This window comes from Caulobacter sp. CCG-8, assembly GCF_037402475.1.
Taxonomy (GTDB): Bacteria; Pseudomonadota; Alphaproteobacteria; order Caulobacterales; family Caulobacteraceae; genus Caulobacter.
In genome coordinates, this window is sequence record NZ_JBBEUD010000009.1 from 128,521 (window position 1) to 147,277 (window position 18,757).

Genomic DNA, 18,757 nt, shown 5'->3' on the forward strand with positions numbered 1-18,757 from the left:
TCTATGTCCCCGACCCGACATAGACCGTAGCTGCGTCGCAATGTCGCGCAATCAGGTAAAACCCTAATCGCAGCTTTACCGTGTTCGAAGGTTGCGGGCGATCTGGGCGTCGCTGCGCCGCAGGCTGAGCAGGGCCGCGCCGGCCAGGCCCAGCGGGATCAGGGCCCAGGCCCACAGGCCGGCCACGGCGATGCCCGTGGCGCCGGCCAGCAGGGCCGAGACCAGCATCTCGGCGATGGTCGCCATCCATGAGGCCCCGCCGCGTCGTTTGAAGTCCGACCGCTTGCCCGGCCGCTGGTGCCAGATGTTGATCAGGCCGCTGCTCCAGGCCGCCAGGGCCGCGCCCAGCGCCGTCCAGACGCCGGCGGTCGGCAGGAACCAGGTCAGGACCGCGATCGGCAGGACCAGGAACAGGGCTACAGGGATCAGGGCGGCCGCCAGCTTGGCGCGGCGCAGGGTGCGGATCCTGGCCGGCGACACGGCCAGCAGGTCGGGGGCGTCCTCGGCCGACAGGGTGATCCAGGCCAGGCTTCCGGCCACCTGTCCGGCCAGGAAGGCCACGACCCCGGCCCCGCCGGCCAGCGCCGGGCCCGCGCCGTGGGCGGCGTTGCGGCTCAGCACCAGGGCGGTGGGGATCAGGTACAGGACCCGCAGCAGCACCTGCGACAGCAGGGCCGCGTCGCGGCCGATCAGCAGCAGCTCCTTGCGCACGGTGGCCAGGAAGGGGCCGGCGGCGAAGGCGCGGCGGGCGTCGCCGCGGCGGACCTTGGCCGGCCGGGCGGCGGTCTTGCCCTGGGTCGCGGCGGCCGCGTCCGAGAACCGCCGGCCCAGCGCCAGGGCGGCCAGGGCGAACAGCGCCGCCGAGCCGGCCAGCAGGACCAGCAGGGGCAGGGGCTCGCCCAGCATGGCCCGCAGCGGCAGGGCGACGATCGGCGGCGGGTGCAGCCGTCCCTCCTGCGCCTGGCGCTCGATCTCGAGGAACAGACTGCTGCTCTTCTGGGCCCCCAGGATCGTGCGGGTCTGGCTGGCCAGGAAGAAGGTGGCGCCGACCAGGGCCGCCAGCACCTGGGCCACGGTGCGGGTGCGGCGCGGGCCGATCAGGGCGAACAGGGCCATGGCCAGCAGCAGGCCGACGGCGGTCGAGCTCAAGGCCAGGGCGCCCAGCATCCCGAACACCCCGATCCAGCCGGGATGGCCCCAGATCACCGACGGCAGCAGCAGGGGCGTGACGAACAGGGCGAAGATGGTCAGGACCCCGCCCGCCACGCCCAGCGAGCGCACGAACAGCACCTTGCCGGGCCCGATCGGCGAGGAGAACAGCAGGTCCAGGTCGTTGCGGTCATACAGCGCCTCGCTCGACGCGCTCAGGGTCTGGGACAGCATCAGGGTGAAGACCACGGCGCTGCCCAGGGCCGCCAGGCTGATCGAGATCGGGTTGATCGGGACCTGGACGTCGTGCAGCCCCAGGGCCGCCAGGACGCCGCCGCCCAGCAGCATCGCCGCCACGATCACCAGGCTGATCAGCCCGCGCGCGCCCCGGCCGGCCCGTCCGGCGCGGAAGTTGCGCCAGTACAGCCGCATCTCGTGGCCCAGCAGCCAGAGGATCGAGCCCGGCGCGAACAGGGTCACGCGGGGGCTCCCTCGGTCGCGGTCAGTTGCAGGAAGACGTCCTCGAGGCTGGAGCCGCCCTTTCCCTCGCCGGCTTGGGTGCGCAGCGCGTCCAGCGAGCCCTCGGCCAGCAGGCGGCCGCCGGCGATGATGCCGATGCGGTCGGCCATCCGCTCGGCCACCTCCAGGATGTGGGTGGTCAGGATCACCGTGCCGCCGGCGTCGACCCGCTCCTGCAGCATGTCCTTGACCAGGCGGGCGGCGGCGGCGTCCAGGCCCGTCAGCGGCTCGTCGAGGATCAGCAGCCTGGGGTCGTGGATCAGGGCCCCGGCCAGGGCCACCTTCTGCTTCATGCCGCGCGAGAAGCCCTCGCAGCGCGTGCGCGCCTCGGCCGCCAGGCCCAGCTTGGCCAGCAGCGCCTCGGCCCGGGCCTTGGCGGCCTTGGGCTCGACGTTCCACAGGCCGGCGACGAACTCCAGATATTCCAGAGGCGTCAGCCGGTCATAGACCATGGCCTCGTCCGGCGCCCAGGCGGTGATGGCCTTGGCGGCGGCCGGGTCCGCCCGGGCGTCGATCCCGAAGATGCTGATCTCGCCCTTGTCGGGCTTGGTCAGGCCCGCGACCATCCGCAGGGTGGTGGTCTTGCCCGCCCCGTTGGGGCCCAGCAGGGCGTACAGCTCGCCGGCGTGGACGGTGAGGTCCAGGTCCATGACCGCCGGCTTGGTGAAGGTCTTGTCGAGGCCGCGAACGATGAGGGCTTCGGTCAAACGCGGCGTCTCCCCAATGACAGGCGATCATGAGAACGCGATTGGGGCCGCGGTTTCAAGCGCCTCGCGGCCGGCGCCGACGTCAGTCGACGGCCCGCCAGGGGGCGATCGGCCGCACGGTCGCGCAGGCCGGGCCGCCGTCCTTGTCGCGGCCGGGAAGCAGGGCCTCCAGGACCTTGCCCGCCAGCGCCTGGTTCAGCAGGTCTTCCGGGAGGGTATGGATGTCGATCTTGGCGCGCCGGGTCCACGGCGAGGCGTGCTGGCCCGCCGAGACGCCGATGGCGATGTAGACGAAGCGCCGGCCGCCGGCTTCGCTGCGCACGAAATCCCCCAGGAACCGCGGCCCCGGCGCCACGCGCACCGGCACGTCGAACGCGATCGGGCCGTCGCCCGCCGTGACGGGCCCGACCGTCCGGTTGTCCTTGTCCTGAAGGCTGTAGGCCACGCCCGGGACCGGGTCCCGGATGATGAGCCTGAGCATGACGGCCTGTCCGGTCATGGGCCTGCGCCTCCCCGCCGCCTAGTTCGGCCGGCCGTCGGGTTCCAATTCGAACGCCGCGTCCAGGGTGACCTCGTCCACGACCGTCCCCTTCAGCGCCGCGTCCAGCACCTCGCCCAGCGAGCTCCAGACGAAGGTCAGCTGTTCCAGAACGGCCGGCAGGCGCTCGGGCTCGAAGCCGGGGAAGAGGTCGGCGACCAGCCAGAGGCCGGTCAGCTCGTCGAAACCGAACCGGCAGCCGATCATCCGGAACTGGGCCCGGGCCACGGTCTCGAACAGGGCGGTCAGGTCGCGGGCCTGGTCCAGGTCGGTCTCGTCGAACACCTGGCAGCGCACCTGCAGCCAGTCGCCCTCCGGGAACAGGTAGAAGGCCCCGCCGTCGTCGGCGCCGGCGATCTCCAGGCCGCGATCGATCTCGGTCACGACGTAGCCGGCGTCGCGGCAGGTCTCGGCGATGTCGGTGAGATCGAGGGCCATGGCTACGACCGATAGTCCCCGTTGATCGCCACGTACTGCTTGGTCAGGTCGCAGGTCCAGACCGTGGCCGAGCCCTTGCCGACGCCGACGTCCACCGAGACCTCGAACTCCTGGCGCTTGACGTACTTGCTCATCTTGGCCTCGTCGTACTCGGCCGAGACCAGGCCGTCGCGGGCGGCGTAGAGGTCGCCGAACTTGACGCTGAGCTTCTCGCGGTTGACCGGCTCGTCGGCGCGGCCCACGGCCATGACGATGCGGCCCCAGTTGGCGTCCTCGCCGGCGAAGGCGGTCTTGACCAGCGGGCTTTCGGCGATGGTGCGGGCGATCTTGCGGGCCGACAGCGGGCTTTCGGCGCCGTTGACGGTGATCTTGACGAACTTGGTCGCGCCCTCGCCGTCACGGACCAGCTGCAGGGCCAGGTCCAGCAGCACGGCCTCCAGCTTTTCGCGGAAATCGGCCAGGCGGCGGTCGCCCGCCCGGTGAATCTTGGGCGCGCCCGACTGGCCGGTGGCGAACAGCAGCAAGGTGTCGTTGGTCGAGCGGTCGCCGTCCACCGTCACGCAGTTGAAGGTGGTGCGGGTGTAGAGGCTGACCAGGGTCTGCAGGGCGGCCGGGGCGATGGCCGCGTCGGTGGCCACGAAGGCCAGCATGGTGGCCATGTCGGGCGCGATCATGCCCGAGCCCTTGGTGATCCCCGCGATCCGCACTTCGTGGCCGTCGATCATCGCCGTGGCGTAGGCGCCCTTCGGGAAGGTGTCGGTGGTCATGATCGCCGCCGCGGCGCCGGCCCAGGCGTCCTCGGTCAGGCGGGTCTCCACCTCGCGCAGGTTCGAGATGATCTTGCTGTCGTCCAGGATGACGCCGATGACGCCCGTCGAGGCCATCATCACGTCGCGCTGGCGGCAGTCGAAGCGCTTGCCCACGGCCGTGGCCACCCGGCGCACGGCGTCGGCGCCGGGCTTGCCGGTGAAGCTGTTGGCGCAGCCGGCGTTGACGACCAGGGCGCGGACGTCCTCGCCCTTGCTGGCGGCCAGCTGGCGCTTGCACCAGTCGACGGGGGCCGAGCCGACGCCGTGGCGGGTGAACACGCCGGCGCAACTGGTGCCCTCGGCGAAGCGCATCAGCAGCATGTCCTCGCGCTGGTGCTTGTAGAAGCCGGCGCGGCCCGTGGCGATCTCGACCCCGGCGATCGGCGGGATGGTCGGGAACGGCACGGCCAGGGGCGAGACGGCCAGGCCCGGTTTCCCCGGCGCGCCGGCGGGCTTCGCGGCCTGGACCGCCTGGGCGGTTTCGGGCGCGCCCTGGCTGGCGTCCTTCTGGGCGCGGCGCAGGCCGGCGCGCTTGAGGGCGGCGGTCAGCGGGTCCAGGGCCCGTTCCAGGGTCTGGCCGACGCTGGCGCCGACCTGGCCGACGATCTCGGCCGGGGTGGGCGAGGGCGCGGCGGCCGGCTTGGCGGCCTTGGCTTTCGGCTCGGCCTTGGTCGCCTTCTTGGTCGCGGCGGGCTTGGAAGCCTTGGAGGGGGTCTTGGTCATTTCTTGGCCGGAGCTTGAGCGGGCGCGGACGCCGGCGGGGCGTCGTCGAGATCGGAGGAGGGGGCCTGGTCGGCCGAGCCGGGCGGGGCCGAGGCCGGCTCCTGCGGCGCGCCGGGCACGTCCTGGGGCTTGCCGGTCAGCATCTCGACCTTGGCCCCGCCGCGCAGCTTCTCCAGCAGGTCGCGGACCTGGTCATAGGTCAGGAAGCGCACGATCTGCGGGCGGGCGGCCTCCAGCGTGATCGGTTCCTCCAGGCGCTTGTCCTCGACGCGCAGCACGGCCCAGCCGCCCTCGGTCTGGAACGGGCCGACCAGCGCGCCCTTCTCGACGTTCTGCAGGGCCGCGGCGTAGGCCGGCGGCATGACGTCGACGGTGAAGTAGCCCAGGTCGCCGCCGTTGAAGCGGGTGGCCGGGTCGGTCGAGCGCTCCATGGCCAGGGCGTCGAACGAGGCCCCGGCGGTCAGCAGCTTCTTGACGGCCTCGGCGTCGGCCTGGCTGGCGACCAGGATCTGGCGGGCGCGGATCTCCTCGCTGCGCTTGGACAGCTTCTGCTGCTCGGCGTAGAGGCCGCGGATCGCGTTCTCGTTGACCGCCTTCTCGACCACGCTCTCCACCAGCATGTCGCCCAGGATGCGTTCGCGCGCGGCGGCCAGGCGGCGCTGGGCCACCGGGTCCTTGTCCAGCTTCTGCTTCAGCGCCTCGGCGGCCAGCAGCTTCTGGTCGATCACCTCGTCCAGGCGCTGGCGGAACAGGTCCGAACCGATGTCCAGCGGCTCGCCTTCGCTGATCAGGCCCTGGGCCACGGCTTCGCGCTTGACGTCGCTGGCCCAGACCGTGTGGCCGTCGACCCGGGCGACGGCGGTGTCGCCGGGTTCGGGCGGGCGCTCGTCGGCCTTGTTGCGACCGCAGGCGGCGACCAGCAGGCTCAGGGCCAGGACGGCGACGAGGCCGTACGCGCGAGGCTTACCAATATTCATCTGTGGCCGATCTCCGGCTGACTCTCCTTCAGCGCTCTAGCGCGGTTTAACGCCAAGAGGAAACAGCTTCGCGATATGGATCGGAAAACGCGCGAAGCTGTTAAACGGGGCGCAAACCGTAACCGCACGCCCCCGCCTCGCGTTGACACCCGCTAGGCCGGTGCTTAAGTCTCCGCGCGCGTAGAAGAAGTGGACTTTCCGCTCGCTTCGACGCCTCGAATTTACCGTAGTGAAGGCCTTCAAGCCCTAGCGCCGGCCTCACACACACCCGCTCCGGAACCCTCACTTCATGCTCGGCTTCGCCAAAAAGCTCTTCGGCTCTTCCAACGAACGCAAAGTCAAGGCGATGTCCGCCAAGGTGGCGAAGATCAACGCCCTGGAGCCGGAATACGCCGCGCTGTCGGACGAGGCCCTCAAGGCCAAGACCGCCGAGTTCAAGGCCCGCCTGGAAAAGGGCGAGACCCTGGACGATCTGCTGGTCGAAGCCTTCGCCACCGTCCGCGAGGCGTCCAAGCGCGTGCTGGGCATGCGCCACTTCGACGTCCAGATGGTCGGCGGCATGGTCCTGCACGGCGGCGGCATCTCGGAAATGCGCACCGGCGAGGGCAAGACCCTGGTCGCCACCCTGCCGACCTACCTGAACGCCCTGGAAGGCAAGGGCGTCCACGTCATCACCGTGAACGACTACCTGGCCAAGCGCGACGCCGAGTGGATGGGCCAGATCCACAACTTCCTGGGCCTGTCGTACGGCGTGATCGTCAACGGTCTCAGCCAGGGTGAACGTCAGCGCGCCTATCGCAGCGACATCACCTACGGCACCAACAACGAATTCGGCTTCGACTACCTGCGCGACAACCTCGTCTACAGCGTCGAGGAGATGGTCCAGCGCGGCCACCACTACGTGATCGTCGACGAAGTGGACTCGATCCTGATCGACGAGGCCCGCACGCCGCTGATCATCTCGGGCCCGACCGAGGACCGCAGCGAGTTCTACAAGACCATCGACGTCCTGGTGAAGGAACTCATCAAGGACAAGACCAACTACGATCACGACGAGAAGCAGAAGCAGGTCATCCTCACCGAGGAAGGCCAGGAGCGCATCGAAGAGATCCTGATGGCGGGCGGCCACCTGGCCGAGGACACCGCCGGCCTCTACGACGCCGCCAACATCTCGGTCGTGCACCACGTCAACCAGGCCCTGCGCGCCAACGTGCTGTACACGCTCGACAAGGACTACATCGTCAAGGACGGCGAGGTGATCCTGATCGACGAGTTCACCGGCCGCATGATGACCGGTCGCCGCCTGTCGGAAGGCCTGCACCAGGCCATCGAGGCCAAGGAAGGCGCCCAGATCCAGCCCGAGAACCAGACCCTGGCCTCGGTGACCATCCAGAACTACTTCCGCCTCTACAAGAAACTGGCCGGCATGACCGGCACGGCCGCGACCGAGGCCCAGGAATTCGACGACATCTACAAGATGGGCGTCAGCGAGATCCCGACCAACCGCCCGGTCCAGCGCATCGACGACGACGACGAGGTCTATCGCACCGAGCGCGAGAAGAACGAGTCGATCCTCAAGCAGATCGCCGACTGCCACGCGCGCGGCCAGCCGATCCTGGTCGGCACCGTGTCGATCGAGAAGTCGGAAGAGCTGTCCAAGCTGCTGTCGACCTACGCCTGGGAATATGAAGGCAAGAAGCACAAGGGCATCCCGCACCAGGTGCTGAACGCCCGCTTCCACGAGCAGGAAGCCGGCATCGTCGCCGACGCGGGCGTGCCCGGCGCGGTGACCATCGCCACCAACATGGCCGGCCGCGGCACCGACATCCAGCTGGGCGGCAACGTCGAGATGCGGGTGGCCAACTGGAAGCAGCAGCAGAAGGGCCTGGGGATCACCCCGACCCACGAGGACGAGCTGGCCCAGAAGGCCGAGATCGAGTCCGAGATCAGCGAAGCCAAGGCCAAGGCCCTGGCCGCCGGCGGCCTGTTCGTGCTGGGCACCGAGCGCCACGAAAGCCGCCGCATCGACAACCAGCTGCGCGGCCGCACCGGCCGTCAGGGCGACCCGGGTCGTTCGAAGTTCTTCCTGTCGTGCGAGGACGACCTGCTGCGCATCTTTGCCGGCGAGCGCCTGGACGCGATCATGCGCACGTTCGGCGTCCAGGAAGGCGAGGCGATCACCCACAAGTGGCTGAACAACGCCATCGCCACCGCCCAGAAGCGCGTCGAGCAGCGCAACTACGAGATCCGCAAGAACCTCCTGAAGTACGACGACGTCGTCAACGACCAGCGCAAGGCCGTGTTCGAGCAGCGCCAGGAGTTCATGGAGGCGACCGACCTCTCGGAGATCATCACCGAGATGCGCCACGACGTGGTCGACGACTTCATCGCCCGCCACATCCCGCCCAAGGCCTATGCCGAGCAGTGGGACATCGAGGGCCTGAAGGAGCGCTGCCAGGCGATCCTGGGCCTGGACCTGCCGATCGAGGAATGGGCGGCCGAGGAGGGCGTCGACGACGAGGCCTTCCGCGAGCGCATCACCCAGGCGGCCGACGCCTACGCCGCCGAGCGCGAAGTGATCATCACCCCCGAGCAGATGCGCTCGGTGGAGAAGAACTTCCTGCTGCAGATGATCGATCTGCAGTGGCGCGAGCACCTGATGCACCTGGACCACCTGCGCAACGTCATCGGCCTGCGCGGCTACGGCCAGCGCGACCCGCTGAACGAGTACAAGACCGAGGCCTTCTCGCTGTTCGAGAAGCTGCTGGGCGACCTGCGCACCAACACCACCCGCTGGCTGATGACGGTCGAGATCGCCTATGCCGAGCCCGAGCCCCTGCACACGCCGGAAGGCCTGACCCAGGTGCACCTGGACCCGCTGACCGGCGAGAACGCGGCCACCGCCGGCGCCCTGCCGGAAGGCCTGTCGCCCGAGCAGCGCGAGGCCCTGCCGGTCTCGGTCCTGCCGGAAGGCTGGGAATACACCGCCCGCAACGGCGCCTGCCCCTGCGGCTCGGGCAAGAAGTTCAAGCACTGCCACGGCGCGCTGGTCTAAAGCCCGAGCGTCTGACGAAAGAAAACGCCCGCCCCGGGAGACCGGGGCGGGCGTTTTGCTTTTTCAGTTCCACCAAAGCTGACGGGGACACGCCCTCGTGGCGTGTGCCCAAGTCTTGGCTCCGTGGATGCTGTTGGGGACACGCCGCAAGGGCATGTCCCCGTCAGGATCACGAGTCGATGGGGTTCCAGCGCTCCGACGGGGCCGCCGCGCGCTTGGGGCCGCGGAAGTCGCCGCCGCCCGAGCGGCCTTGACCTTGAGCCTGCTGGCCCTGGCCCTGGCCGCCGCCGTTGCGGCCGCGGTTCTGGCCGCCCGGCTTGCCATGGCCTTGGCCCTGACCCTGAGCCTTCTGGCCGCCGTTCTTGTTCGGGCGGTTGCGCTGGCGGCGCAGTTCCGACGGCACGTTGTTGCGCGGGTCGGCGCGGCGCGGATCGACGTACTTCTCCGGCGGAGCCAGCTTGTCGGCCACGGCCGCGGCGGCCGCCAGGCCCTTGTCGTTGCGACGGTCGAAGGACGGGATCGTCTGGCGGGTGGCCTTCTGGATGTCCTTCAGCAGCGGACGCTCGTCGTCGGCGCAGAAGCTGATGGCCACGCCGTCCTTGCCCTTGCGGGCCGTACGGCCGATCCGGTGGACATAGGCCTCCGGCACGTTGGGCAGCTCGTAGTTGAACACGTGGCTGACGTCGTTGACGTCGATGCCGCGCGCGGCGATGTCGGTCGCCACCAGGGCCTTGGTCTCGCCGGCCTTGAAGGCCGCCAGGGCGCGCTCGCGCTGGCCCTGGGTCTTGTCGCCGTGGATCGAGGCGCTCTCGATGCCGCTGGCGGTCAGGTACTTGGCCACGCGGTCGGCGCCGCGCTTGGTGCGGGTGAAGACGATGGCGCGCTCGACGCTGCGGTCGGCCAGCAGCTCGGCCAGCAGCGGACGCTTGCGCTGGGCCTCGATGAAGATCAGCGACTGCTCGATGCGCTCGACCGTGGTGGCCTGCGGGGTGATCGAGACCTGGGCCGGGTTCTTCAGCAGCTCGCCGGCCAGCTTGCCGATCTCGCCCGGCATGGTGGCCGAGAAGAACAGGTTCTGGCGGTCCTTGGGCAGCTGGCTGGCGATCTTGCGGATCGGCACCACGAAGCCCAGGTCCAGCATCTGGTCGGCTTCGTCCAGGACGAAGATCTCGACGCCGTTCAGGTGGGCCGACTTCTCGCCCAGATGGTCCATCAGGCGGCCCGGGGTGGCCACGACCACGTCGACGCCGGCCGCCAGGGCCTTCATCTGCGGGCCGTACTTCACGCCGCCGAAGATGGTGGCCACGGTCAGGCCCAGATGGGCGCCGTAGGCCTTGAAGTTGTCGGCGATCTGGGTGGCCAGCTCGCGGGTGGGCGAGAGGACCAGGCAGCGGAAGCCGCGGCGCGGGGCCGGACGGCGGTCCTCGGCCAGCCGGTGCAGGATCGGCAGGGCGAAGGCGGCGGTCTTGCCGGTGCCGGTCTGGGCGATGCCCAGCAGGTCACGGCCCGACATCACGGTCGGGATGGCCTGTTCCTGGATCGGGGTGGGCTGGGTGTAGCCCTTGTCGGCCAGCGCCTTCAGCAGGGGCTTGGCGAGGCCGAGATCGGAGAATTGAGTCACTCAGTGTCTTTCGTGCAGCCGCGCGGCGGCGCATGCGATCCTCGCACGGCTCGCCTCGCGGCGGGTCGGTGGGGAGCGCCCCGCGTGACACGGGCGGTCTGATGAGAAGCTTTCAGGGCGCTCGACAGGCTGGACCGAAGGGGTCCCTCACGCGGCTGGAGCGGCCGATAACGCCGGATGGCGTACGGCGTATGTCGTTTATTGCAGGTGCGAAGTCAAGGGCGAGGCCGAAGAAGGCCTTTTGTCGCAAGGGTTCCGGAGGCCCGCGCTGACGCACGGGCCTCCGATTCCGAGGGTTAGAACTTCCAGTTCAGGCCGACGAACACCCCTTGGCGCCCGCCGTCGCCGAACTCGCCGGCATAGGCGGCCGAGACCGTCAGGCCCTGGCTGAGGTCGTAGGCGGCGCCGGCTCCGGCCGTGGCCAGGGTCCCGTCGCGGGCCAGGCCGTCGACGACGATCGGCGTCGGCAGGCCGGTCAGCGTGGCCGAGGCGGCCGTGCCGCCGCCGCTGGCCGTCGTCCGAAGGCCCAGCGAGGCGAACGGATGCAGGCGGGCGCCGGCCGTCTGGCCGCCCAGCACCTCCACCTGGCCGTCGACGAACCAGGCCGAGGCCTTGTCGCCCTGCACGGCCAGGCCGAAGGCCCCGCCGCCGCGTTCGGTCAGGCCGTCGCGCGTGGTCTGGACGTAGCTGGCGCCCAGGCGCGGCTGCACCACCCAGTCGGCGTTCAGCTTGGCGCGGTAGGTCAGGTTGACGTCGGCGATCCAGCTCTTGAGCTTGTAGTCGCCGCTGGCCGCCGTCCCGCCGGGCGCGGTGCGCCGGGTGTCGACGTCGGCGCCGTCGTGGGCCGCCATGGCGCCCAGCTGGAAGCCGCCGACCCGGACCTGGCCCTGGGCGCCGATCACGAAGCTGTCGGTCCCGGTGCGGACGTCCAGTTCGCTGATGCGCTGGCGCCCGTTCAGGTAGCCGACGAAGACCCCCGCCCAGGCGGAATCGACGCCGTAGCCCACCCCGGCCAGGCCGCCGGTGGTGTCGATCTTGCCCTTGGCGATCCCGGCGGCGGCGTCGCCGTCCAGCTTGCGCTGGCTGGCGATCGCCTGGCCGAAGCCGAACAGGCCCGGCGTCTGGGGCGCGAAGCGCGCCTGGGCGCGCGAGGCCTCGACCACCGTCAGGCCGTCCTCGACCGCCAGCTGGGAGGCCGAGGCGTAGGCCTGGGGCGTGACCCGGGCCAGGGCGCGCGGATCACTCTTGCTGGTGGCCGGATCGACCAGCAGCGGCAGGGCGGCGATCAGCGAGGCGCTGACCTTGTCGTCGATCAGGGCGGTGTTGAACTGGTCGATCAGGCCCGACACCTGCGAGGAGAAGGCCGTGTCGGTCGTGAACAGGCCCAGGGCCTGCAGTCGCGTGGCCGACTGCTCGATGTGCAGGTTCAGCCCCTGCGCGCCGTCGATGGTCGAGAACGACCCGATTATCCCGCCGCCGGCGGTGATCAGGTCGAGACGGCGACCGGGCGTCAGGGCGGCGGCGCCGACCAGCTTCAGGGTCGAGCCCTGGGCGATCGTCACCGTGCCCGACACCACCAGCTTGTCGCTGACCGTCGGCGTGAACTCGAACAGGGCGGTGGAGCCCGCGACCAGAGCGACGTCGCCCGTCACGGTCATGGTGCCCGGCGAGGCGCCGGGGCTGAGCGTGCCCGCCACGGCGATGTCGCCGTTGACGGCGCCGGCCGACCCGAAGGTCGCGCCCTGGCCCACGGTGATGTTCGAGGCCGTCAGCTGCGAACCGGCCAGGCCGATCAGGCGTCCGCTCTGGACCTGGATGCTGTCGAAGCCGTAGCCGCCCGAAACGCTGATCACGCCCGACTGGACGCTCAGGGTCTCGAAGCCGTCGAACGGCGTGGCGCCCAGGGCGATCGGCGCGGCGTCCGTGCCGCCCAGGGCCAGCACCAGGCTGTCCTGGCCCGCGCCGCCGTGCGCGACGCCCGCGACGGTTCCGCCGGTGGTCAGGCGCAGGACGTCGTCGCCGGCCCCCAGGTCCAGCGCGCCCGAGAAGCTGCCGGCCAGGGTCACGGTGTTGGCGTCGCCGCCCAGCGTCAGGTCGCCGGCGTCAAGGCTGGCGCCCGCGGCCAGGGTGAGGTCCTTGCTGTTGCTGACCAGGTGGTCGAAGTGCGCCGCGCCGCCCGTGAAGTTCAGCGCGCCCGTGCCCGTGACCTCCAGGGTCTCGAACTGCTGCAGCTGGTCGCCGCGCAGCGACAGGTCGGACGTCAGGTCGATGGCGACCTTGTCGTCGCCCGCGCCGCCCAACACCGTGCCGACCAACTGGCCGCCGGCGGCCATCTGGAACAGGTCGGCGCCCGCGCCCAGGTCGACGGTTCCGTCCAGCTTGCCGCCCGACAGGAGGGTCAGTCGCTGCGGTCCGCCCGAGAAGGTCAGCTTGTCGCCGCTGGCCCCCAGGACGCCGGACACGTCCATCTGGCCGCTGCTCAGCGCCACGGTCTCGAAGCCCGAGACCGCGCCGCTCACGACGACCTTGTTGCCGGTCGAGAATGTCAGGGCGTCGGTCCCCGCGCCGCCGTCATAGGCGCCGGCGAAGGTGTCGCCGGCCAGGGTCAGGGCGTCGGCTCCGCCGCCGAGCTGAACCTTGGCGATGTCCCGGTCCAGGGACACGACCTCGGCCTGATCGCCGCCGAACACGCCGCCGACCGAGAAGGCGCCCTGTTGCAGGGTCAGGCCCACGCCGGCCAGGCTGACCGTTTCCCAGTTCTGGTCCAGGGTCAGGTTCAGGCTGCCCGTGCCGATCAGGCCCAGGCGCTCGAAATTGGCGCCGTGCAGGATGTTGCCCCACAGGCCGTCCAGTTCGACGACATAGGTGTCCGTCCCGGCGCCGCCGTCGATGGCGTACTGCGCGCCTGAGCCGAGGCCCGCGGTGTAGACGTCGTCTCCGTCCCCGAGCAGCACCGAGCCGTCGATGAAGCCGTTGTTCTCGACGCTGTCGGCGCCGGCGCCGAGGTTGATGCTGCCCTGGATCAGGCCGCCGTTCTTGATGTGCTCGCTGTCCGAGCCGCCGAGGAAGGCGGGCGTCATGACCGTCTTCCCGGCCAGCACCTCGGCGCCGCCGCCGTCCAGGACGATCGCCGAGTTGAACACCCCTTCGTAGACGAGGCTGCCGCCGCCGATCTGCTTGAAGCGCTCGAAATTGGTGAACTGGGAGCCTGAAACGCTGCCGCCGCCGGTCGAGTCGATGATCAGGGTGTCGAGGCCGTAGCCTCCGTCCACCGTGCCGTTCATCGCGCCGCCGACCCACTGGACGAAGGTGTCGTTGCCGTCGCCCAGGTTCACGGCGCCGGTGATGGAGCCGTAGTTCTCGAGCCGGTCGTCGCCGTAGTTCAGGTTGATCCCGCCCACGATCTCGCCGTCGTTGCGCACCGTGTCGCCATAGCCGCCCGTGCTGATCGCCAGCGCCGTGTCGCTGACGATCTGGCCGGTGGCGGTGTTGGTGATCGTCGCCGCGCCCGAGCTGTACTGGATGATGGCGTTGCCGGTCGTGGAGTGGATCACGCCGCTGTTGGTGACGCTGGGGGTCGTCGTCGTGGGCGTGGAGTAGTTGTAGTAGTACAGCATGATCGCATCGCCGGCGGTGCTGATGACGCCGCTGTTCTCGACGATCTGGGCGTTATACAGCCCGAGCGACCGCTCGCCCGTCTCCGACTGGACGATGCTTCCCGTATTGACGACCTTGAGCGCGCCGGTGATCCCGGCGGCGCCGTCCAGGACGATCGTGCCCGAGTTGGTCACCAGCTTGCCGCCCGTGATCGCGGCCGTCGGCGGCGAAGTGAACGCGCGACCCGTGACGATCATGCTGCCGAGGTTCTCGAACGTCGACTTGTCGTTCAGCGCCACGCCGACGCCGGAATAGTTGGTGCTGGTGAACGACAGCGCGCCGTGGCTGACGATCGAGACCTCGCCGACATCGCTGTACGCGCCGTCGAACGGGGTGGTGACCATGATGGCGTAGCCGTCGTTGACGGTCATGTCGGCGCTCAGGTCGACCTTGCCCTTGCCCGCCAGCATCAGCATGCTGGTGAAGGTCTTGTCCGCCGTCAGGGTCAGGCTGACGCCGTCGCCCAACTCGTAGCCGACGCGCTCGAAGGACGTCGCGGACGCGATCTTGGTGGTCGTGTTGGCGGCCACCCGCAGGATCAGACGGTCGACTCCGTCGCCGCCGTCCATCGCCCCGGTGACGCTCTTGAACTTGCCGTTGGCGAAGTCGTCGACGGTGGTGACGAAGACATCCTCGCCGCCGCCCATCAACAGGCCGCCGTTCAACGTGCCGCCCTTGCTGATGAAGACGTCGTTCGAATAGTAGCCGGCGGTGAAATCGACGTCGCCGTTCAGCGTTCCGGCGTTGGTCACGCGGGCGGTGTAGCCGTTGGCGACCGACGCCTTGGAGCCGGTGATCACGCCGCCGGCCAGGTTGTCGAGGCTGGCGCTGTTGAGCAGCACGCCCACGCCGTTCGTCGCCTTGATGGTCCCGCTGTTGGACAGGGCGCCGGACAAGGATGCGCCTATGAGTGCGCCCTCGATCGTGCCGCTGTTGTCCCCGACCCGGGCGAAGTAGCCCAGATTGAGGCCCGTGCCGGAGGTCGAGCGAATCGTTCCGCTGTTGCTGAATTTGGCTGCGTTTACATAGGCTCCCGTACCGCTGGCGATGATCGTGCCGCTGTTGGAGAAGCCGCCGGCCACGTCCCAGAGGAAGTTGGCGGACACGCCGCCGGCGGCCGTCGAGGTGATCGTGCCGGTGTTGACGAAGTCGTTGAGGTTCTGCAGCTCGACGGCGAAGCCGTACGGGTCCACGCCGCCGCCGGCCGGCGAGAAGGTCGCGGTGATGTCGCCCGTGTTCCTGAAGCCGAGCGTCGCGCTGTAGTCCCAGGGCGGACCGATCGTCGTGACGAAGGCCGCGCCGGTGCTGGTCACCTTGCCCGTGGTCACGAACCGTCCCGAGCCGCCGATGAAAAGCCCGTCGACCGCGTCGCTGTTGAGCGTGGCGGTGGCGTTCGGGCCGATCATCATCCCCAGCTTCTGGAAGCGGGTGGGGAGCACGACGTTCTGCATGAGCGAGTCGAGCGTGACGTCCTGCGTGAAGTCGAACCGCAGCGTGTTCGTGCCGCCGCCGCCATCGATGGCGCCCGAAATCCCGGCGATCCGGCCGGCCGCGGCGTCCCAGCGCGCGAGCAATATGTCGTCCTGCGCGCCCAGCTGCACGGCGCCGTTGATGGTCCCCGCGCTGTTGTCCAGCACCGTGGACGATCCTCGTGCGCCGGAGGTGAAGATGCTGCCGTTGATGGTTCCGGCGTTGATGATCGTCCCGCCGTCGGCCCTGATCGCGGTCCCGCCGGCGCTCTGGATGAGGCCCCCGGCCTTGTTCGTCAGCGTGACGAGGTTGGCGGTGTCGATCACCGACCCGGAAGCGTCGTTCCGCATCACGCCGCTGTTGGTGATCGTCATGTAGCCCATGTCCAGCCTGATGGTGGGCAGGCTGCTGCCGGACCGGATCGTTCCGGTGTTGGTGATCGACTGGGGGATCACCGCGAAGCTGGTGTTGGCGACGTTGAGCCAATAGGCCGATCCGGCTCCGCCGTCGATCAGGCCGGCGTTGGTGAGGACGCCCACCGAGCCGTAGATGGCGGTGGCGTCGCTGCGGATCACGCCGCCCGCCCGGTTCGTGATCGATTGGAATCCGGACATCTGCGGATCGGACGCCACCAGGCCCATGGCGGTCGCCGAGATCACGCCGCTGTTGTCGATCGTGGCGATGACGGGAGCCCATCCCGCGTAGTTCTGGCCGTTGAGCCAGATGGCGTTGCCGCCCTCGACCCGGCCGGTCTGGCCCACCGTCAGGTCGAGCTTGGTGGCCGGGAAGCTGTTGTTGGCGCCGGTGGAGGTGACCTGGATACCGGTGGTGACGCCGCCGGTGATCGTGCCGTCGACGTTCAGGCTCACCGTCGTACCGGGCGTCGCGCCGGCCGCCGAGGTGATGATGAGGGCGTTGTACTGGCCCACGATATCGGGGCGTTCGAGGACCGCGCCGACCGGCACGTCCATGGCGCCGCTCGTCGAAATGACGAGCTGGGCCACCGTCGTCCCGGAACAGGTGACCGGGGTGGTCGGAGTCGGAGACGCCGGAAGGCAGTCCGCGAACGCCGCGCCGCCCATCCCCATCGTCAGCGCGAGGACGCTGCAACCCAACAAACGCTTGCGCTTCGCGCGCACGAACACACTCGACTCGACCACTGGAAACTTCCCCCCAAAACGCTACTTGGAGGAGGTCTCTAGCTTCGCCTTAGTACAACGTCCAGTTAAGGTTTTTGGCGCTCTAGCGGAAGGCTAGGGTTCCTCGAAGAAGCGCTCCACCTGCTCGGCCCAGCCGTAGGTGGCGCTGTTGAGCTGGTCGCGGTCGTAGGCGGGGACCTCCTTGAAGCGGTCCTTGGTGACGTCGGCGATATAGGCCTCGTCCTTGTCGTCCCAGGTCAGCACGCGCCAGGGCAGGGGGCGGTACTTGCCGCCGGCCGCGAACAGGCCCGCCGGTTCGATGGCCACGTAGCGGGCGATGCCGGCGTCGCGGTCGATGAACACCTCGCGGATCGCGCCCAGCTTGTGGCCGCCCGCGTCGTTGACCTTGACGCCGATCAGGGCGGCGCTCTTCACCAGGCGATCGTCGAGGCTCATCGAGGGGCTCCTTGGCAGGGTCTTGTGGGCGGGATTTTGAGGTTTGTTCCGCGAACAAACGCGGCTACGGCCAAGATCGATCCATTGGTCAGACCTTGGTCGGTATGGTCAGGCCAGCTGGCGTTGCGGATGATGGTGGGGCGGTCTATGGCTGTTACCGCTACCGTCGCGGCGACATCGCCAAGGCAGGCGGGGTCGGGGAGAGAGGCATGAACGGCAAGATCCGGGCCCTGCGCTGGTGGATGATCGGCCTGGTGATGCTGGGCGCGGTGCTGAACTACCTGACGCGCAGCACCCTGGGCGTCGCGGCCCCGACCGTGCTGGCCGACCTGCATATCGGCCCCAAGGAATATTCCTGGATCACCGGCGCCTTCCAGTTGGGGGTCATGCTGCAGCCCCTGTGCGGCTACGTGCTGGACTCCATCGGCCTGAAGCTGGGCTTCGCCCTGTTCGCCACCGCCTGGTCGCTGCTGACCATGGCCCATGGCTTCGCGGGAAGTTGGCAGGCCTTGCTGGGTCTGCGCGGCGCGTTGGGCGTGGCCGAGGGCTGCGCCCAGCCGGCCGGGATGAAGGCGGTGTCGATCTGGTTCCCGGCCAAGGAGCGCGGCTTCGCCGGCGGGATGTTCAACATCGGCGCCTCGATGGGCGCGGTGCTGGCCCCGCCGCTGGTGGCCTGGTCGATCCTGGTCTGGAACTGGCGGGCGGCCTTCTTCGTGGCCGGCGCCCTGGGCCTGGTCTGGGTGGTGCTGTGGCTGGCGGCCTACCAGTCGCCCGACAAGCACAAGGCCCTCTCCGACGCCGAGCGCGACCTGATCGCCTCGGGCCAGGAGACCCACCTGGACGACGCCGGGGCCAAGCCGTCGATCCTGACCCTGATGACCCGCCGCAACTTCTGGGGCATCGCCCTGCCCAGGTTCCTGGCCGACCCCACCTGGGGCACGCTGTCGTTCTGGATCCCGCTGTACCTGACCACCGTCCGCCATTTCGACCTCAAGCAGATCGCCCTGTTCGCCTGGCTGCCGTTCGTGGCGGCCGACCTGGGCTGCCTGTTCGGCCCCGCGGTGGTGCTGTTCCTGCAGAAGCGCGGGGTGAGCCTGATCAACGCCCGCCGCTGGGCCTTCACCCTGGGCGCCCTGCTGATGACCGGCATGATGTTCGTCGGCCGGGTCGAGAGCCCCTATGTGGCCATAGCCCTGCTGTGCGTGGGCGGCTTCGCCCACCAGACCCTGTCGGTGACGGTGATCACCATGTCGTCCGACCTGTTCCGCAAGAGCGAGGTGGCGACCGTGGCCGGCATGGCCGGGTTCTGCGGCAATTTCGGCCTGCTGATCTTTTCGCTGCTGATCGGCGGCCTGGTGGCCCGGATCGGCTACGATCCGTTCTTCGTCGCCCTGGGCGTGCTGGACCTGGCCGGCGCCGCCCTGCTGTGGACCCTGGTCCGCGAGTCCGCCCCTCCTCCGGCCGCCCGGCCCGTCACCGTTCCCGCCCTCTAGAGCCGC

General features: G+C 69.6%; 11 protein-coding genes. 2 read left to right on the plus strand and 9 right to left on the minus strand.

Translation table 11 applies throughout. The features are described from left to right. Window positions 1–75: 75 nt before the first annotated feature. The 6 genes from WAE60_RS11025 to WAE60_RS11050 all read right to left on the minus strand — a co-directional run bounded on the left by WAE60_RS11025 (window position 76) and on the right by WAE60_RS11050 (window position 5,860). Window positions 76–1,629, minus strand: a complete 1,554-nt coding sequence (locus WAE60_RS11025) for a hypothetical protein (RefSeq protein ID WP_337686418.1) — start codon at window positions 1,627–1,629, stop codon at window positions 76–78. Then, window positions 1,626–2,318, minus strand: coding sequence for an ABC transporter ATP-binding protein (locus WAE60_RS11030; protein WP_231499494.1), 693 nt, complete (start codon window positions 2,316–2,318; stop codon window positions 1,626–1,628). Before WAE60_RS11030 ends, WAE60_RS11025 begins: the two co-directional genes overlap by 4 nt. Before the next feature lie 139 nt (window positions 2,319–2,457). After that, on the minus strand, window positions 2,458–2,874 hold the full coding sequence (locus WAE60_RS11035; protein WP_337686420.1) for a DUF5990 family protein: 417 nt from the start codon (window positions 2,872–2,874) through the stop codon (window positions 2,458–2,460). A gap of 21 nt (window positions 2,875–2,895) precedes the next feature. Next, window positions 2,896–3,351: a hypothetical protein gene (locus WAE60_RS11040; RefSeq protein WP_029914239.1), complete on the minus strand. Its 456-nt coding sequence runs from the start codon at window positions 3,349–3,351 to the stop codon at window positions 2,896–2,898. 2 nt (window positions 3,352–3,353) lie between these two features. Further along, window positions 3,354–4,883 carry a bifunctional glutamate N-acetyltransferase/amino-acid acetyltransferase ArgJ gene (gene argJ, locus WAE60_RS11045; RefSeq protein ID WP_081916852.1) on the minus strand — a complete coding sequence of 510 codons (1,530 nt, stop codon included), beginning with the start codon at window positions 4,881–4,883 and terminating at the stop codon, window positions 3,354–3,356. Beyond that, window positions 4,880–5,860 carry a peptidylprolyl isomerase gene (locus WAE60_RS11050; RefSeq protein WP_029914228.1) on the minus strand — a complete coding sequence of 327 codons (981 nt, stop codon included), beginning with the start codon at window positions 5,858–5,860 and terminating at the stop codon, window positions 4,880–4,882. The genes argJ and WAE60_RS11050 overlap by 4 nt, the downstream gene beginning before the upstream one ends. A 289-nt stretch (window positions 5,861–6,149) precedes the next feature. On the opposite strand from WAE60_RS11050, the gene secA reads away from it, so the two are divergent. Further along, the gene (secA, locus tag WAE60_RS11055) at window positions 6,150–8,915 is read left to right on the plus strand and encodes a preprotein translocase subunit SecA (protein ID WP_029914226.1); all 2,766 of its coding nucleotides are present in this window, start codon (window positions 6,150–6,152) and stop codon (window positions 8,913–8,915) included. Window positions 8,916–9,084: 169 nt separating this feature from the next. On the opposite strand, the gene WAE60_RS11060 is transcribed toward secA, so the two are convergent. From WAE60_RS11060 to WAE60_RS11070, 3 genes are all read right to left on the minus strand, one after another. Beyond that, entirely contained in the window at window positions 9,085–10,536 is a 1,452-nt protein-coding gene (locus tag WAE60_RS11060; RefSeq protein ID WP_029914224.1) for a DEAD/DEAH box helicase, read from the minus strand. 296 nt (window positions 10,537–10,832) lie between these two features. Beyond that, complete coding sequence (locus WAE60_RS11065) at window positions 10,833–16,634, minus strand: hypothetical protein (RefSeq protein WP_337686424.1); 5,802 nt, start codon at window positions 16,632–16,634, stop codon at window positions 10,833–10,835. Between the two features lie 282 nt (window positions 16,635–16,916). Next, window positions 16,917–17,258, minus strand: a complete 342-nt coding sequence (locus tag WAE60_RS11070; protein ID WP_337686425.1) for a PRC-barrel domain-containing protein — start codon at window positions 17,256–17,258, stop codon at window positions 16,917–16,919. A 209-nt stretch (window positions 17,259–17,467) separates the two neighbouring features. On the opposite strand from WAE60_RS11070, the gene WAE60_RS11075 reads away from it, so the two are divergent. After that, the gene (locus WAE60_RS11075) at window positions 17,468–18,751 is read left to right on the plus strand and encodes an MFS transporter (protein WP_337686427.1); all 1,284 of its coding nucleotides are present in this window, start codon (window positions 17,468–17,470) and stop codon (window positions 18,749–18,751) included. Window positions 18,752–18,757 lie beyond the last annotated feature (6 nt).

Bases quoted from the DNA above. Each gene is read 5' to 3' on its own strand.
- WAE60_RS11030 (WP_231499494.1), bottom strand. From the start codon at position 2,318: ATGGACCTGGACCTCACCGTCCACGCCGGCGAGCTGTACGCCCTGCTG.
- WAE60_RS11035 (WP_337686420.1), bottom strand. From the start codon at position 2,874: ATGACCGGACAGGCCGTCATGCTCAGGCTCATCATCCGGGACCCGGTC.
- WAE60_RS11040 (WP_029914239.1), bottom strand. From the start codon at position 3,351: ATGGCCCTCGATCTCACCGACATCGCCGAGACCTGCCGCGACGCCGGC.
- argJ (WP_081916852.1), bottom strand. From the start codon at position 4,883: ATGACCAAGACCCCCTCCAAGGCTTCCAAGCCCGCCGCGACCAAGAAG.
- WAE60_RS11050 (WP_029914228.1), bottom strand. From the start codon at position 5,860: ATGAATATTGGTAAGCCTCGCGCGTACGGCCTCGTCGCCGTCCTGGCC.
- secA (WP_029914226.1), top strand. From the start codon at position 6,150: ATGCTCGGCTTCGCCAAAAAGCTCTTCGGCTCTTCCAACGAACGCAAA.
- WAE60_RS11065 (WP_337686424.1), bottom strand. From the start codon at position 16,634: ATGGACGTGCCGGTCGGCGCGGTCCTCGAACGCCCCGATATCGTGGGC.
- WAE60_RS11070 (WP_337686425.1), bottom strand. From the start codon at position 17,258: ATGAGCCTCGACGATCGCCTGGTGAAGAGCGCCGCCCTGATCGGCGTC.
- WAE60_RS11075 (WP_337686427.1), top strand. From the start codon at position 17,468: ATGAACGGCAAGATCCGGGCCCTGCGCTGGTGGATGATCGGCCTGGTG.